At 70.6% G+C, this 14,414-nt stretch carries 15 protein-coding genes, 5 tRNA genes and 1 pseudogene; 16 read left to right on the top strand and 5 right to left on the bottom strand.

Translation table 11 applies throughout. The features are described from left to right. Window positions 1-94: 94 nt before the first annotated feature. The 7 genes from JK364_RS13160 to JK364_RS13130 all read left to right on the top strand — a co-directional run bounded on the left by JK364_RS13160 (window position 95) and on the right by JK364_RS13130 (window position 3,027). The gene (locus JK364_RS13160; protein ID WP_201850930.1) at window positions 95-886 is read left to right on the top strand and encodes a fumarylacetoacetate hydrolase family protein; all 792 of its coding nucleotides are present in this window, start codon (window positions 95-97) and stop codon (window positions 884-886) included. Beyond that, window positions 879-2,366, top strand: coding sequence for a glutamate--tRNA ligase (gltX, locus tag JK364_RS13155; RefSeq protein WP_201850928.1), 1,488 nt, complete (start codon window positions 879-881; stop codon window positions 2,364-2,366). Before JK364_RS13160 ends, gltX begins: the two co-directional genes overlap by 8 nt. Before the next feature lie 167 nt (window positions 2,367-2,533). Then, window positions 2,534-2,605 (top strand) — tRNA-Gln (locus JK364_RS13150). A 50-nt stretch (window positions 2,606-2,655) separates the two neighbouring features. Then, window positions 2,656-2,728: transfer RNA gene (locus JK364_RS13145), tRNA-Glu, on the top strand. 43 nt (window positions 2,729-2,771) lie between these two features. Continuing rightward, window positions 2,772-2,844, top strand: a tRNA-Glu gene (locus tag JK364_RS13140). A gap of 13 nt (window positions 2,845-2,857) precedes the next feature. Then, window positions 2,858-2,929: transfer RNA gene (locus JK364_RS13135), tRNA-Gln, on the top strand. Window positions 2,930-2,951: 22 nt separating this feature from the next. Beyond that, window positions 2,952-3,027 (top strand) — tRNA-Glu (locus JK364_RS13130). 64 nt (window positions 3,028-3,091) lie between these two features. Here the strand turns inward: JK364_RS13130 and JK364_RS13125 are convergent. Beyond that, on the bottom strand, window positions 3,092-3,733 hold the full coding sequence (locus tag JK364_RS13125; protein WP_201850926.1) for a MerR family transcriptional regulator: 642 nt from the start codon (window positions 3,731-3,733) through the stop codon (window positions 3,092-3,094). 96 nt (window positions 3,734-3,829) lie between these two features. Here JK364_RS13125 and JK364_RS13120 point away from each other — a divergent pair, with 96 nt between their 5' ends. Beyond that, window positions 3,830-4,321 carry a DUF4188 domain-containing protein gene (locus JK364_RS13120; RefSeq protein ID WP_201850924.1) on the top strand — a complete coding sequence of 164 codons (492 nt, stop codon included), beginning with the start codon at window positions 3,830-3,832 and terminating at the stop codon, window positions 4,319-4,321. A gap of 21 nt (window positions 4,322-4,342) precedes the next feature. Here JK364_RS13120 and ndgR read toward each other — a convergent pair whose 3' ends face one another. Beyond that, on the bottom strand, window positions 4,343-5,059 hold the full coding sequence (ndgR, locus tag JK364_RS13115; RefSeq protein WP_030834082.1) for an IclR family transcriptional regulator NdgR: 717 nt from the start codon (window positions 5,057-5,059) through the stop codon (window positions 4,343-4,345). A 144-nt stretch (window positions 5,060-5,203) separates the two neighbouring features. Between ndgR and leuC the strand changes: the two genes are divergently transcribed. The 4 genes from leuC (at window position 5,204) to JK364_RS13095 (ending at window position 8,308) form a co-directional block, all read left to right on the top strand. Then, window positions 5,204-6,634, top strand: a complete 1,431-nt coding sequence (gene leuC / locus JK364_RS13110) for a 3-isopropylmalate dehydratase large subunit (RefSeq protein ID WP_201850922.1) — start codon at window positions 5,204-5,206, stop codon at window positions 6,632-6,634. A gap of 6 nt (window positions 6,635-6,640) precedes the next feature. Further along, complete coding sequence (gene leuD / locus JK364_RS13105) at window positions 6,641-7,234, top strand: 3-isopropylmalate dehydratase small subunit (protein ID WP_201850920.1); 594 nt, start codon at window positions 6,641-6,643, stop codon at window positions 7,232-7,234. Window positions 7,235-7,358: 124 nt separating this feature from the next. Next, complete coding sequence (locus JK364_RS13100) at window positions 7,359-7,604, top strand: SCO5555 family protein (protein ID WP_037948543.1); 246 nt, start codon at window positions 7,359-7,361, stop codon at window positions 7,602-7,604. A 125-nt stretch (window positions 7,605-7,729) separates the two neighbouring features. Continuing rightward, entirely contained in the window at window positions 7,730-8,308 is a 579-nt protein-coding gene (locus JK364_RS13095) for an HU family DNA-binding protein (protein ID WP_201850918.1), read from the top strand. Window positions 8,309-8,690: 382 nt separating this feature from the next. Here JK364_RS13095 and cofC read toward each other — a convergent pair. After that, window positions 8,691-9,305 (bottom strand): annotated as a pseudogene (gene cofC / locus JK364_RS13090) (2-phospho-L-lactate guanylyltransferase); the annotation flags it as partial. Window positions 9,306-9,476: 171 nt separating this feature from the next. Here cofC and JK364_RS13085 point away from each other — a divergent pair. Genes JK364_RS13085 through JK364_RS13075 form a run of 3 tightly spaced genes read left to right on the top strand, consistent with a single transcriptional unit; the run spans window position 9,477 to window position 12,440 of the window. Further along, window positions 9,477-10,235, top strand: coding sequence for a lysophospholipid acyltransferase family protein (locus JK364_RS13085; RefSeq protein ID WP_307841255.1), 759 nt, complete (start codon window positions 9,477-9,479; stop codon window positions 10,233-10,235). Continuing rightward, window positions 10,232-11,233 carry an NAD(P)H-dependent glycerol-3-phosphate dehydrogenase gene (locus JK364_RS13080; RefSeq protein ID WP_201850912.1) on the top strand — a complete coding sequence of 334 codons (1,002 nt, stop codon included), beginning with the start codon at window positions 10,232-10,234 and terminating at the stop codon, window positions 11,231-11,233. The genes JK364_RS13085 and JK364_RS13080 overlap by 4 nt, the downstream gene beginning before the upstream one ends. A gap of 34 nt (window positions 11,234-11,267) precedes the next feature. Further along, complete coding sequence (locus JK364_RS13075; RefSeq protein ID WP_201850910.1) at window positions 11,268-12,440, top strand: D-alanine--D-alanine ligase family protein; 1,173 nt, start codon at window positions 11,268-11,270, stop codon at window positions 12,438-12,440. 68 nt (window positions 12,441-12,508) lie between these two features. Here the strand turns inward: JK364_RS13075 and JK364_RS13070 are convergent, their stop codons facing one another. Together JK364_RS13070 and JK364_RS13065 are read right to left on the bottom strand one after the other, a co-directional pair. After that, the gene (locus tag JK364_RS13070; RefSeq protein WP_307841254.1) at window positions 12,509-13,006 is read right to left on the bottom strand and encodes a DUF3515 domain-containing protein; all 498 of its coding nucleotides are present in this window, start codon (window positions 13,004-13,006) and stop codon (window positions 12,509-12,511) included. Window positions 13,007-13,026: 20 nt separating this feature from the next. Then, window positions 13,027-13,260, bottom strand: coding sequence for an Lrp/AsnC family transcriptional regulator (locus JK364_RS13065; protein WP_037948554.1), 234 nt, complete (start codon window positions 13,258-13,260; stop codon window positions 13,027-13,029). Window positions 13,261-13,396: 136 nt separating this feature from the next. Here JK364_RS13065 and JK364_RS13060 point away from each other — a divergent pair, with 136 nt between their 5' ends. Continuing rightward, window positions 13,397-14,368: a thiamine-phosphate kinase gene (locus JK364_RS13060; protein WP_201850908.1), complete on the top strand. Its 972-nt coding sequence runs from the start codon at window positions 13,397-13,399 to the stop codon at window positions 14,366-14,368. Window positions 14,369-14,414 lie beyond the last annotated feature (46 nt).

Below are 14,414 nucleotides of genomic sequence, written 5' to 3'. Positions count from 1 at the left end.
CCACCCCGGCAGGCGGGACGGCGGCGCGCGGGACGCGGAGCGATAGCCTGGGGCGTCAGTCTCCAGCGAGTTCAGTCAGGAGCCAGGGCTTCCCGTGCGCATCGCCAGATTCTCCATCGACGGCAACGTCGCCTTCGGCGTGGTGGAGGGCGAACCGTCCGATCCGGACGGCCCCGTCATCGACATCATCAAGGGTCACCCCTTCGCCGAATTCGAGCGCTCGGGCCAGAAGGTCCCCCTGAGCAAGGTCCGGCTGCTGCCGCCCGTCCTGCCGAACAAGGTCGTCGGAATCGGGCGCAACTACGCCGAGCACGCGGCGGAGCTGGGCAACGAGGTCCCCGACGTCCCGGTCGTCTTCTTCAAGCCGTCCACCTCCGTGGTCGGCCCCGGCGACCCCGTCGCGTACCCCTCCTTCTCCTCCGAGGTGCACTACGAGGCCGAGCTGGCCGTGGTCATCGGACGGATGTGCCGTGAGGTTCCGCGCGACCGCGTCCAGGACGTCATCCTCGGCTACACCTGCGGCAACGACATCACGGCCCGGGACGCCCAGCGGCGCGAGAAGCAGTGGGCGCGGGCCAAGGGCTTCGATGCCTCCTGCCCGCTGGGCCCCTGGGTGGAGACCGATATCGACCTGACGCGCGCCGGCGACCTCGGCATCATGTGCACCGTCAACGGTGAGCAGCGTCAGCTCGGCCGTACGAGCGAGATGGTGCGCCCGATCGAGGACCTGATCGTGCACATCACCGAGGCGATGACGCTGCTCCCCGGCGACGTCGTGCTCACCGGCACCCCGGCGGGCGTCGGCCCGCTCTCCGTCGGCGACGAGGTCGCCGTCACCATCGAAGGCATCGGCACTCTCACCAACAAGGTGATCAAGCGTGGCTAGCGCATCCTCCTCCGCCCCCGTGCGGGTTCGTTTCTGTCCCTCGCCGACCGGCAACCCCCATGTCGGCCTGGTCCGCACGGCCCTGTTCAACTGGGCCTACGCCCGTCACCACGGCGGCACCCTGGTGTTCCGCATCGAGGACACCGACGCCGCGCGCGACTCCGAGGAGTCCTACACCCAGCTGCTGGACGCCATGCGCTGGCTGGGCTTCGACTGGGACGAGGGCCCCGAGGCCGGCGGTCCGCACGCGCCCTACCGTCAGTCGCAGCGGATGGACCTCTACCGCGAGGTCGCGGAGAAGCTGCTGGAGGCGGGCCGCGCCTACCGCTGCTACTGCACCGCCGAGGAGCTGGAGGAGCGCCGCGAGGCGGCCCGCAAGGCCGGCCGGCCCTCCGGCTACGACGGGAAGTGCCGCACCCTGACCGCCGAGCAGATCGCCGGGTACGAGGCCGAGGGGCGCGCCTCGATCGTGCGCTTCCGGATGCCGGACGAGCCGATCACCTTCACCGACCTGGTGCGCGGTGAGCTGACCTTCGCCCCTGAGAACGTCACGGACTACGGGATCGTGCGGGCCAACGGCGCACCCCTCTACACGCTGGTCAACCCCGTCGACGACGCGCTGATGGAGATCACGCACGTACTGCGCGGCGAGGACCTGCTCTCCTCCACTCCGCGGCAGATCGCGCTCTACCGCGCGCTCGCCGAGATCGGTGTGGGCGGCGGCACGGTGCCCGCCTTCGGCCACCTCCCGTATGTCATGGGCGAGGGCAACAAGAAGCTCTCCAAGCGCGATCCGCAGGCCTCGCTGAACCTCTACCGGGAGCGCGGCTTCCTCCCCGAGGGGTTGCTCAACTACCTCTCCCTGCTGGGCTGGTCGCTCTCCGCCGACCGGGACGTCTTCTCGCTGGAGGAGATGGTCGAGGCGTTCGACATCTCGGCGGTGAACGCCAACCCGGCGCGCTTCGACCTCAAGAAGGCCGAGGCGATCAACGCGGACCACATCCGGCTGCTGGATGTGAAGGCGTTCATCGAGGCGTGCGAGCCCTGGCTGAAGGCCCCGCACGCGCCGTGGGCCCCGGAGGCCTTCGACGCGGCCGCCTTCGAGGCGCTGGCCCCGCTGGCCCAGACCCGGCTGACGGTCCTGTCCGACATCACGGCGAACGTGGACTTCCTCTTCCTCGACCAGCCGGTGGCGGACGAGGCGTCCTGGGCCAAGGCGATGAAGCCGGGCGCGGACGCGCTCCTGGCCTCGGTCCGCACCCGGCTCGCCGAGGCGGACTGGGACGCCGAGACCCTGAAGGCCGCGGTCCTCGCGGCAGGTGAGGAGCACGGCCTGAAGCTGGGCAAGGCCCAGGCGCCACTGCGCGTCGCGGTCACCGGGCGCACGGTCGGGCTGCCGCTGTTCGAGTCCCTGGAGGTCCTGGGCCGTGAGCGCACGCTGGCCCGGGTCGACGCGGCGCTGGCGAAGCTGGCCGGGTAGGTGCGTGAGGCGCCGCTCGCGCCCGTGAGGCGGCGCCACTCGCGGTGATACCCGTTTTGGTGGGCCGTCCACCATCGGGTAATGTTCTTCCTGCGCCGGACGGGCCGCCGAGAGGTCGGACCGGAGGCGCAAACCAAACAAAACCCCTTACGGGGGTGGCGTTTTGGTGGGGTATGGTGTAATTGGCAGCACGAGTGATTCTGGTTCACTTAGTCTAGGTTCGAGTCCTGGTACCCCAGCAAGAGATCTCCCGGATGTCCGGTGGGTCTCTTGATCAAAGCAGGACCAAGCCCCCGTTGTGTAGCGGCCTAGCACGCTGCCCTCTCAAGGCAGTAGCGCCGGTTCGAATCCGGTCGGGGGTACGGATCTCTTCGCGAGTCTCTTCGCGAGATGGAGATCGCTAGGGCCCCCGTTGTGTAGCGGCCTAGCACGCCGCCCTCTCAAGGCGGTAGCGCCGGTTCGAATCCGGTCGGGGGTACTGGTCTATACCATGGGCTATGGTGTAATTGGCAGCACGAGTGATTCTGGTTCATTTAGTCTAGGTTCGAGTCCTGGTAGCCCAGCGCAGCACCTGTGCTGATTCAGGCCCCCGTTGTGTAGCGGCCTAGCACGCCGCCCTCTCAAGGCGGTAGCGCCGGTTCGAATCCGGTCGGGGGTACCAGCGAAAAGCCCTCCGCGTCAGCGGGGGGCTTTTTCGTGTCCAGGTCGTTTCCCCCGGCCCCTGATCACTCCTCGAAGCGACGGCCGGATTCCTCGGTTTGTGCGAGCCGCCGCAGGCTGAGCAGCACCGGTTCATAGAGCACCGTCAGGGCCACCACCGCCTCGACCCGCTCCGGCGGGGTGTCGTAGGTCTCCACCAGGTCCAGGTCGGCGACGGCCAGTTCGCCCGCCAGCCGGGCGTGCACCAGCAGATGCTCGGTGTCATGGGGGTACCCCAGGCGGTCCAGGGAGGCCACGGCCGCCACCAGCATCCGGTAGGCGGGGGAGGTGTCGCCCAGCTCCTGGCCGTAGGACCAGCCCATCCGCCCCAGCACGGTGTCCACCTGCGCACGGGCGCGCGCCGCGTGCGGATCGTCCTCGTCGGGCTCGGGGCCGTGCGGCAGTGCCCAGATCGCGGCTCCCATCCGGGTGTTCTGGCTGAGCGACTCGTCCTCGGCGGCCGCCAGCACCTCGCGTGCCGTGGCCACCGGCATCCGGCCGACCTGGATCAGCGAGCGCACCAGCCGCAGTCTGCGCAGATGCTCCTCGCCGTACTCGGCCTGGGTGGCGGTGATCCGCTCTCCCGGCGGCAGCAGCCGCTCGCGCAGGTAGTACTTGATCGTCGCGGTGGGCACTCCGCTGCGCTCGCTGAGCTCCGCCAGTCGCATCCCTGTTGCACCTTCCGTTGGAGAGTGGCACTATCTAAGAACTGGATAGCGCCGCTATCCAAGTCTATCCCGTACGTGGGGAACGAGGGGATCACCATGGGTACCGAGCTGCTGGCCGGCCGTATGACCGCCGAGGCCGAGGGGGAGGTCACCGTCTTCCTGATCGGTATGCGCATCAACCGCTTCCGTGCGCTGCGGAGCTGGCTGCCGGTCTTCCGGGCGATGCCACGGATGCTCCGCGAGCTGTCGCGGGACGGGGAGAGCGGGATGCTGGGCTATCAGGTGCTGTTCGGCGCGCCGCGGGTGCTGTACGTGGTCCAGTACTGGGACTCGCACGAGCGGCTGCTGGAGTACTCGGTGGCCCAGGACAAGGAGCACCGTCCCGCCTGGGCGGCGTTCAACCGCAGGCTGCGGGAGGGCAAGGGCAAGGTCGGCTTCTGGCACGAGACCTATGTCGTACCGGCCGGGGCGCACGAGGCGGTCTACATCAACATGCCGGCGTTCGGTCTGGGTCAGGCCTCCGGAGTCGTCCCGGTCGGCCGCCGCGGGGACCGTGCGGCCGACCGGCTGAGCTTGAACAAGGCGTAGCAGGGCGCCGTAAGGCGCTCATCAGTTGCCCCGGCGGAGGGCGTCCGTCAGGCGGGCCGCCGCGTCGATGACCGCCTGGGCGTGCATGCGGCCCGGGTGGCGGGTCAGCCGCTCGATCGGTCCGGAGACCGAGACGGCGGCGACCACGCGGTTGGACGGGCCGCGTACGGGTGCGGAGACGGACGCCACGCCGGGCTCCCGCTCGCCGATCGACTGGGCCCAGCCCCGCCGCCGTACGCCCGACAGGGCCGTGGCGGTGAAGCGGGCCCCCTGGAGTCCGCGGTGCAGCCGCTCGGGCTCTTCCCAGGCCATCAGCACCTGGGCGGCCGAGCCGGCCTTCATGGGGAGTGTGGAGCCGACCGGCACGGTGTCCCGCAGTCCGGACAGCCGCTCGGCCGCGGCGACACAGATGCGCATGTCTCCCTGGCGCCGGTAGAGCTGCGCGCTCTCGCCGGTCACGTCCCGGAGATGGGTGAGTACGGGCCCGGCCGTGGCGAGCAGCCGGTCCTCGCCCGCGGCCGCCGCCAGCTCGGCCAGGCGGGGGCCCAGAATGAAGCGCCCCTGCATGTCACGTGCCACCATCCGGTGGTGCTCGAGTGCCACCGCCAGCCGGTGCGCCGTCGGGCGGGCGAGGCCGGTCGCCCCGACCAGCCCGGCGAGGGTGGCCGGACCGGACTCAAGGGCGCTCAGAACCAGAGCCGCCTTGTCGAGAACGCCGACACCGCTAGTGTTGTCCATGGGACGATACTCGCGTCTCACACTGTGAAACGCAAGTTCAATTTCCCGGGATACCCCCCACCCTGTAAATGGCGGGCCCGCGGACCAGGGCACGCTCTCGACTCGAGTTTTGGGCCGGCACTGGCGCCGGTCGGAGGGAATGCGATGGGACGGACACTCGCGGAGAAGGTCTGGGACGACCATGTCGTCCGGCGCGCCGAAGGCGAGCCTGACCTGCTCTTCATCGATCTGCATCTGCTGCACGAGGTGACCAGCCCGCAGGCGTTCGACGGCCTGCGCAAGGCCGGCCGCACGGTCCGTCGTACCGATCTCACCCTCGCGACCGAGGACCACAACACCCCCACCCTCGACATCGACAAGCCGATCGCGGACCCCGTCTCCCGCGCCCAGTTGGAGACGCTGCGCAAGAACTGCGCGGAGTTCGGTGTCCGGCTGCACCCGCTCGGCGATGTCGAGCAGGGCGTCGTCCACGTGGTGGGACCGCAGCTGGGACTGACCCAGCCGGGGACGACCGTGGTCTGCGGTGACAGCCACACCTCGACCCACGGCGCCTTCGGCGCGCTCGCGTTCGGCATCGGCACCAGCCAGGTCGAGCATGTGCTGGCCACCCAGACGCTGCCGCTCGCGCCGTTCAAGACCATGGCGATCACCGTCGAGGGTGAGCTGCCCGAGAGCGTCACCGCCAAGGACCTGATCCTGGCGATCATCGCGAAGATCGGCACCGGCGGCGGCCAGGGCTATGTGATCGAGTACCGCGGCTCCGCCATCGAGAAGCTCTCGATGGAGGCCCGGATGACCGTGTGCAACATGTCCATCGAGGCGGGCGCCCGCGCGGGCATGATCGCCCCGGACGAGACGACCTTCGCCTATCTGGAGGGCCGCCCGCACGCCCCCCAGGGCGCCGACTGGGACGCCGCCGTCGCGTACTGGCGCACCCTGCGCGGCGACGACGACGCCGCCTTCGACCGTGAGGTCGTCATCGACGCCTCCGAACTCGCCCCGTTCGTCACCTGGGGCACCAACCCCGGCCAGGGCGCGCCGCTGTCGGAGTCGGTACCGGACCCGGCCTCCTTCGAGGACGCCAGCGAGAGCTACGCCGCCGAGAAGGCCCTGGAGTACATGGGTCTGACGGCCGGTCAGCCGCTGCGCGACATCAAGGTGGACACGGTCTTCGTCGGCTCCTGCACCAACGGGCGGATCGAGGACCTGCGCTCCGCCGCCTCGGTGCTGTCCGGCCGTGCGGTGGCCGACGGCGTACGGATGTTGGTGGTCCCCGGCTCGGTGCGGGTCGCCCTCCAGGCCGTCGAGGAGGGGCTGGACAAGGTGTTCACCGCCGCGGGGGCCGAATGGCGGCACGCGGGCTGCTCGATGTGCCTGGGCATGAACCCCGACCAGCTCGCCCCCGGGGAGCGGTCGGCGTCCACGTCCAACCGCAACTTCGAGGGCCGGCAGGGCAAGGGAGGCCGGACCCACCTGGTCTCGCCGCAGGTCGCCGCCGCCACCGCGGTGCTGGGCCATCTGGCCTCGCCCGCCGACCTGTCCGACGCCGCCGTATCGACTCCCGTGGGGGCCTGAGCAGTCATGGAAGCATTCACCACGCACACCGGCCGGGCCGTCCCGCTGCGCCGCAGCAACGTGGACACGGACCAGATCATCCCGGCGCACTGGCTCAAGAAGGTCACCCGCGACGGCTTCGAGGACGGCCTCTTCGAGGCGTGGCGCAAGGACCCGGAGTTCGTGCTCAACAAGGCCGAGCACAAGGGTGGAACGGTTCTGGTGGCCGGTCCCGACTTCGGCACCGGCTCCTCGCGCGAGCACGCGGTGTGGGCGCTGCAGAACTACGGCTTCAAGGCCGTCATCTCCCCCCGCTTCGCCGACATCTTCCGGGGCAACTCGCTCAAGAACGGGCTGCTGACCGTCGTCCTGCCGCAGGAGACCGTGGACCGGCTGTGGAAGCTGGTCGAGGCGGACCCCACCGCGGAGGTCACCGTGGACCTCGTCGAGCGCCAGGTCCGGGCCGAGGGCATCACGGCTGATTTTGAGCTTGACGAGAATGCCCGGTGGCGACTCCTGGAGGGCCTGGACGACATCAGTCTCACCCTCAGGGAGGAGGACTCGATCGCCTCGTACGAGGCGCGTCGCCCCTCCTACAAGCCCAGCACCGTGGAGGTCTGACCCCCCGGTTCTCCCTGTGCAGAGCGGGTTTGGCAAGATGCGCCGCCGGTCCTCGGACCGGCGGCGCATCGGCATGTTGAGGCCCCGTGAAGCGACAACTCGCCTCAGATGGCACAATCAGTGCATGGAACGCGACGGCCAACTCGAGCTCTACGGCATCGTCGCCGACCGGCTCAAGGAAGCGCACGCAAAGGTGCGCGCACTGCAAGTCCCGGAGGGCGTACGGATGGCGCTGTCCCGGAAGCTGCTGGTCATGACCTCAGCGGCGAAACACGATCTCGCAGACGCGGCAACGCGTCTGGAGCGGTTCATGAACGACCTCGACGAGGGGCGTTTCCCCGAAGATCCCGACACCGACGGAAGTCCGTGACGATCGAGTGCGTTGCGGCACAAGGGTGATTAGCCCGTTTCGTGTTTGATTTGCGGTATATATCTGCCTAACGTGCGAAAAGGCTTGAACACATTGATTCTGGCAATGCCTCCGAAGGGGAAGACGTGAACAAGGCGCAGCTCGTAGAAGCGATTGCCGACAAGGTCGGCGGCCGTCAGCAGGCCGCCGATGCCGTAGACGCCGTCCTGGACGCCATCGTCCGGGCGGTCGTCACCGGGGAGCGAGTTTCGGTCACTGGATTCGGTTCGTTCGAGAAGGTGGAGCGGCCCGCCCGGTACGCCCGTAACCCGCAGACCGGGGAGCGCGTGCGGGTCAAGAAGACCTCGGTGCCCCGCTTCCGCCCCGGTCAGGGCTTCAAGGATCTGGTGAGCGGCTCCAAGAAGCTCCCGCGCGGCGGCGAGGTCGCCGTGAAGAAGGCCCCCAAGGGCAGCCTCCAGGTGGCGGCGAAGAAGGCCGCGGCCAAGAAGGCGACCGCCAAGAAGGCTCCTGCGAAGAAGGCACCCGCCGCGAAGAAGGCCGCCGCCGCCAAGAAGGCGCCGGCCAAGGCGGCGGCGAAGAAGACCACCGCCAAGAAGGCCGCGGCCAAGAAGGCACCCGCCAAGGCCGCGGCGAAGAAGGCCCCGGCGCGCAAGACGAGCGCCCGCAAGACCACCGCGAAGAAGACCACCGCCAGGAAGCGCTAGCCGGCGGCGCTCAGGCGCCCCACCGCATCCGCGCCGGGCCGGGCTCCCCGAGGGAGCCCGGCCCGCGGTGTTTGTCGGCGCCCGGTGTCGCAGGGGTTCGCGCCCAGAACCTCCGTGGCGCTCGGAATCTCCGTGGCGCTCGGATTTCTCCGCCGGGCGCGGAGCCGCGCGGCGCTCAGAAGGTCTGCAGCGTGACGAAGACGACCCGGCGCTGCTCGCCCTCGCCCGCCACCTCGATCCGCACCCGCTGCCCCGGGCGCAGCATCCGCAGCCCCCCGGCGTCGAAGGCCGCGGTGTCGAACGGCAGCGGGGTGCCGTCGTCCAGCAGCACGCTGCCGGCGCGGGTCTCGGGGTCGTACGTATAGGCGGTTCCCTGCATGTCCGCCAGCCTAGCCCTGGTGTGGGAGCCCACGCCCAGGGCCACCGCCGCGCGCAGATCCCCGGCCGTGTCCACGTCGCGCCGTACCGAGTCCACCCCCGCCAGCTCGATCTCCCGCGCCCCCGACGCCCGGTGCCGGTCCCGTGACGGGCCCCCGAAGGCGGGCGCCAGCTCGGCGCCGGGCGCCGCCGAGAGCAGTGTGGTGCCCACCCCCGCGGCGTCTGCCAGGAAGGCGCGTGAGAAGTCGGCGGCGGCCTCGAGCACCAGGTCGAGCTCCACCGTCCGCAGCGCCGGGAGATCGGCGTTGAGCGCCGCCACGGCGGCCCCGGGGCGCTCCTCGCGGACCGCGCGGGCGCCGTGCGCCAGCGCCGCGTTCAGTCCGAGCCCCGGGGAGTCGGGCAGGATCCGGGCGCCGAGGGCCGACAGCTCACGTCCGGCGAGCGGGTCGTCGGTGACGACGGTCACCTCCCGCACCCACCGGCTCGCCAGCGCCGCGCCCACCGTGTCCTGGGCGAACGCGAGGGCGAGCGAGGCACGCGGACCGTCCCCCGCGGCGTCGGAGAGCCTGGTCTTGGCCCGTGCCAGGGGCTTCAGCGGCACCACGAGGGTCCAGGTCACAGGGGCTCCGTTTCTTCCCACGGGCCTCATTCTGACCTGCTGCCCGGCTCGCCGGAGACGTGCGGGGTTACGGTGTTCTCGACAGACGGGGTGCCTGGAGCGACACTTGTGCGGCTGCCGGGGACGACAGCAAGCCAGCAGGTCAGCAGGGTCCAAGAGAGGATGTTCCGAGTGTCCGGCCGCAGAATCGGCTTCTGGTACCGCATGGCAGCGGTCTTGTGCAAACCCCCGCTGGTGGTTCTGTTCAAGCGGGACTGGCACGGAATGGAGCACATTCCCGCCGACGGTGGATTTATCACCGCGATCAACCACAACTCGTATCTCGACCCGCTCTCCTACGCGCACTTCCAGTACAACACCGGAAGGGTGCCGCGCTTCCTCGCCAAGGCCGCCCTCTTCCGAGGCGGCTTCGTGGGCACCATGCTCCGCGGCACCGGCCAGATCCCCGTCTACCGCGAGTCCACCGACGCCGCCAACGCCTTCCGGTCCGCCGTGGACGCCATCAACAAGGGGGAGTGCGTGGCCTTCTACCCCGAGGGCACCCTCACCCGCGACCCGGACATGTGGCCCATGCGCGGGAAGACCGGCGCCGCGCGGGTCGCGCTGCTCACCAAGGCGCCGGTCATCCCCGTCGCCCAGTGGGGCGCCAACGAGGCCGTGCCGCCCTACGCCAAGGAGAAGCGGGTCCGCCTCTTCCCCCGTAAGACGCTCAAGGTGCACGCCGGCCCGCCGGTGGACCTGTCCGAGTTCTACGGCCAGGAGCCCACCGCGGAGGTCCTCAGGGCGGCCACCGACACCATCATGGACGCCGTCACCGAGCTCCTCTCCGAGGTTCGCGGCGAACCGGCGCCCGTTCAGAGGCACGACCGGCCCACCCGGTCCGGCACCGACGGCCCGCCGCTCCCGCTGGCCGATGAGGAGAGCAAGTGACGCGCTGCGCCGTCTTCGGCACCGGCTCCTGGGGCACCGCCTTCGCGATGGTGCTCGCCGACGCGGGGTGCGAGGTGACGCTGTGGGGGCGCCGGCCCGGGGTCGTCGAGGCCATCAACACCGGCCACGGCAATCCCGACTACTTCCCCGGGGTGCGGCTCCCCGACGGCGTGCGGGCCACCACCGACCCGGCCGAGGCCGCGGCCGGCGCGGAGTTCACCGTCTTCTCCGTGCCCTCCCAGACGCTGCGCGGCAACCTCTCCGAGTGGGCCCCGCTGCTCGCCGCCGACACCGTGCTGGTCTCCCTGATGAAGGGCGTCGAACTCGGCACGGCCAAGCGGATGAGCGAGGTCGTCCAGGAGGTCGCCAAGGCGCCCGCGGAGCGCGTCGCGGTGCTCACCGGGCCCAACCTCGCCAAGGAGATCGCCGCCCGGCAGCCCGCCGCCTCCGTGGTGGCCTGCCCCGACGAGAGCGTGGCCCGCCGCCTCCAGACCGCCTGCCACACCGCGTACTTCCGCCCGTACACCAACACCGACGTGGTCGGCTGCGAGCTGGGCGGCGCGGTGAAGAACGTCATCGCGCTGGCCGTGGGCATCGCCGACGGCATGGGGCTCGGCGACAACACCAAGGCGTCGCTCATCACCCGCGGCCTCGCCGAAACGACCCGGCTGGGCCTGGCGATGGGCGCCGACGCGCACACCTTCGCGGGCCTGGCGGGCATGGGCGACCTCGTCGCCACCTGCTCCTCCCCGCTCTCCCGCAACCACACCTTCGGCACCAACCTGGGCCGCGGGATGACACTGGAGGAGACCATCGCGGTCACCAAGCAGACCGCGGAGGGTGTCAAGTCGTGCGAGTCGGTGCTGGATCTCGCCCGCCGCCATGACGTCGACATGCCCATCACCGAGACCGTCGTCGAGATCGTGCACGACGGCAAACAGCCCCTTGTCGCACTCAAAGAGCTGATGTCCCGCAGCGCCAAGGCCGAGCGGCACTGACGCCACGCGGACCGCAAGGTAACCTCAACGCGATATGAGCAGCCAGACCCCTTCCCCACGCCCTGTCCCGGCTTCCTCCGGAGGCGAGCGGCGGAAGCCGCGCGTCGCCGTCGTCTTCGGCGGCCGCAGCTCCGAGCACGCCATCTCGGTGGTCACCGCCGGTGCCGTGCTGCGCGCCATCGACCGCGAGAAGTACGACGTGCTGCCGATCGGCATCACCACGGACGGCCGTTGGGCGCTGACCGCCGACGAGCCCGAGCGGATGGCCATCGCCAACCGCGAGCTGCCCAGCGTCGAACGGCTCGCCGAGTCCAGCGAGGGCTCGGTCGTCCTCCCGGTCGACCCGGGGAACCGCGAGGTCGTCTACAGCGAGCCGGGGGCGGTGCCCAAGGCACTGGGCGACGTCGACGTCGTCTTCCCCATGCTGCACGGCCCGTACGGCGAGGACGGCACCCTCCAGGGGCTGCTGGAGCTCTCCGGGGTGCCGTACGTGGGCGCCGGGGTGCTCGCCTCCGCCGTGGGCATGGACAAGGAGTACATGAAGCGGGTGTTCGTCTCCTTCGGGCTGCCCGTCGGCCCGTACGAGGTGATCCGCCCCCGGGCCTGGGAGCGGGAACCCGCCGCCGCCCGCCAGAGGATCGTGGAGTTCGCCGAGGAGCACGGCTGGCCGCTCTTCGTGAAGCCCGCGCGCGCCGGCTCGTCCTTCGGCATCAGCAAGGTCGAGGGCCCGGATGACCTGGACGCGGCCGTCGAGGAGGCCAGGCGCCACGATCCGAAGGTCATCGTGGAGGCGCTGCTGCGCGGCCGCGAGATCGAGTGCGGGGTGCTGGAGTACGAGGACGGGCCGCGCGCCAGCGTGCCCGCCGAGATCCCGCCGGTCTCCTCCCACGCCTTCTACGACTTCGAGGCGAAGTACATCGACGCGGCGGACGGCATCGTGCCCGCGCCGCTCACCGAGGAGCAGACCCGCCGGGTCCAGGAGCTCGCGGTGGCCGCCTTCGAGGCGGCGTCCTGCGAGGGGCTGGTCCGGGCCGACTTCTTCCTGCTGGACAGCGGCGAGTTCGTGATCAACGAGATCAACACCATGCCCGGCTTCACCCCGATCTCGATGTACCCGCGCATGTGGCAGGAGAGCGGCGTGAGCTACCCCGAGCTGGTGGACCGGCTGCTGGAGGCCGCGCTGCGCCGCGCGACGGGGCTGCGCTAGCCGGACGGCCGTACCAGTCGCACGGGGCCGTGCTAGCCGGACGGCCGTGCCAGTCGCACGGGGCGGTGCTAGGCCACGCCCTTCGGGACCGTCTTCTCGACGGCGCGGGCGAGATCCACCAGGGGGTTGATCTCGGGGGAGTACTTCTTGGGCACGGTCACCTCGACATAGGCCCGGCGCAGTACGGTGGTGAAGCGGTAGCCGTCGTCGCGCTTCTCCGGGAGCCACTCGACGCCGTCCACCTCGGCCGAATCGGTCTTGGAGCCCATCGCCTCCGGCCGGGGGACCCCGCAGCGCAGCTGCACGGCGGGGTCTCCCCACACGGCCGTGTAGTCCGAGGCGGGCTCGGCGGTGCCCCGCTTCAGCCCGTTCACGGCATCGGGCAGTTCCTTGTGCAGCGCCCGGCATATCGCGGCCGCCTGTGGGGCCGGTGTGGGAACCGCGAGAGCCTCGGTGTCGTCGGAATCCCCGGTGGAGGAGCAACCGGCTACCGGCACCAGGGCCAGGGCCACCGCGGCGGACAGCGGGACGAGCCGTCGGGCGAGACTACGGTGTGCGGAATTCACCGGCCGATCATACGGGGGAGCTAGAGATGAACGACCGGGCAGGTCAGGGTACGGGTGATCCCTTCCACCTGCTGGACTTTCGCGACCACCATGCGGCCGAGCTCATCGACCGTGTCGGCCTGGGCCCGCACGATCACGTCGTAGGGGCCCGTCACGTCCTCCGCCTGTATCACCCCGGGGAGCTTGGCGATGACGTCGGCCACGGTCGAGGCCCTGCCGACCTCGGTCTGGATCAGGATGTACGCCTGTACCACGGAACCTCCAGGGCGGCTACGAGGATCATGTGGGGAGAAGGGACGCCACGGTACCGCGTCGCCATGCGGCGCGGGGAGACCCGCGCGGGGAGCGCGGCGCGGCGGAAAGTGGTCACGAGCACGAAGGGGCGATGGGATGAAGGGCACCGTGGGCGAGTTGGGGGAGTTCGGGCTCATCAGAGAGCTCACCTCCCGGCTCACCACCACCCCGGCGGTGAGGTTGGGGCCCGGTGACGATGCCGCGGTCGTGGCCGCGCCCGACCGGAGGGTCGTGGCCAGTACGGACATCCTGCTGGAAGGCAGGCACTTCCGCCGGGACTGGTCCACCGCCTATGACGTCGGCCGTAAGGCCGCGGCCCAGAACCTGGCCGACATCGCGGCCATGGGCGCCGTGCCGACGGCCCTGCTGCTCGGCCTGGTGGTCCCCGCCGATCTGCCGGTGACCTGGCCGGCCGAGCTGATGGACGGCATCCGGGACGAATGCCAGGTCGCGGGCGCGGCCGTGGTGGGCGGTGACGTCGTGCGCGGGGACACCATCACCGTCGCCATCACCGCGCTGGGCGATCTGCGCAACCACGAGCCGGTCACCCGATCCGGTGCCCAGCCCGGCGACGTTGTCGCCGTCACCGGCTGGCTGGGCTGGTCGGCGGCCGGACACGCGGTGCTCTCGCGCGGCTTCCGCTCGCCGCGGGCCTTCGTCGAGGCGCACCGGCGGCCGGAGCCGCCGTACCACGCCGGTCCCGCCGCCGCCGGGCTGGGCGCCACCGCGATGACCGATGTGAGCGACGGGCTGGTGGCCGACCTCGGGCATATCGCGGAGGCCAGCAAGGTCCGCATCGATCTGCGCTCGGCGGACATCGACATCCCCTCGCAGATGTCGGACATCGGGCAGGCGGTGGGCGTCGATCCGCTCCAGTGGGTGCTCAGCGGGGGAGAGGACCACGCGATCGTGGCCACCTTCCCGCCCGACGCCAAGCTGCCGGCCCGCTGGAAGGTGATCGGCGAGGTGCTCAACCCCTCGGCGCTGCCTCAGGTGACGGTGGACGGAGCCCCGTGGGCACACGGGGGCTGGGACCACTTCGGCGGCGACGGTAAGAACGCCGAGTGACGGTGACGCGTGAACGTGAGGGGGCCGGGCGACCGTAAGGGCGGCC

The sequence above is a fragment of the Streptomyces endocoffeicus genome (genome assembly GCF_016741935.1).
GTDB classification, from domain to species: domain Bacteria; phylum Actinomycetota; class Actinomycetes; order Streptomycetales; family Streptomycetaceae; genus Streptomyces; species Streptomyces endocoffeicus.
This window is presented reverse-complemented; position numbering and strand designations above follow the sequence as displayed.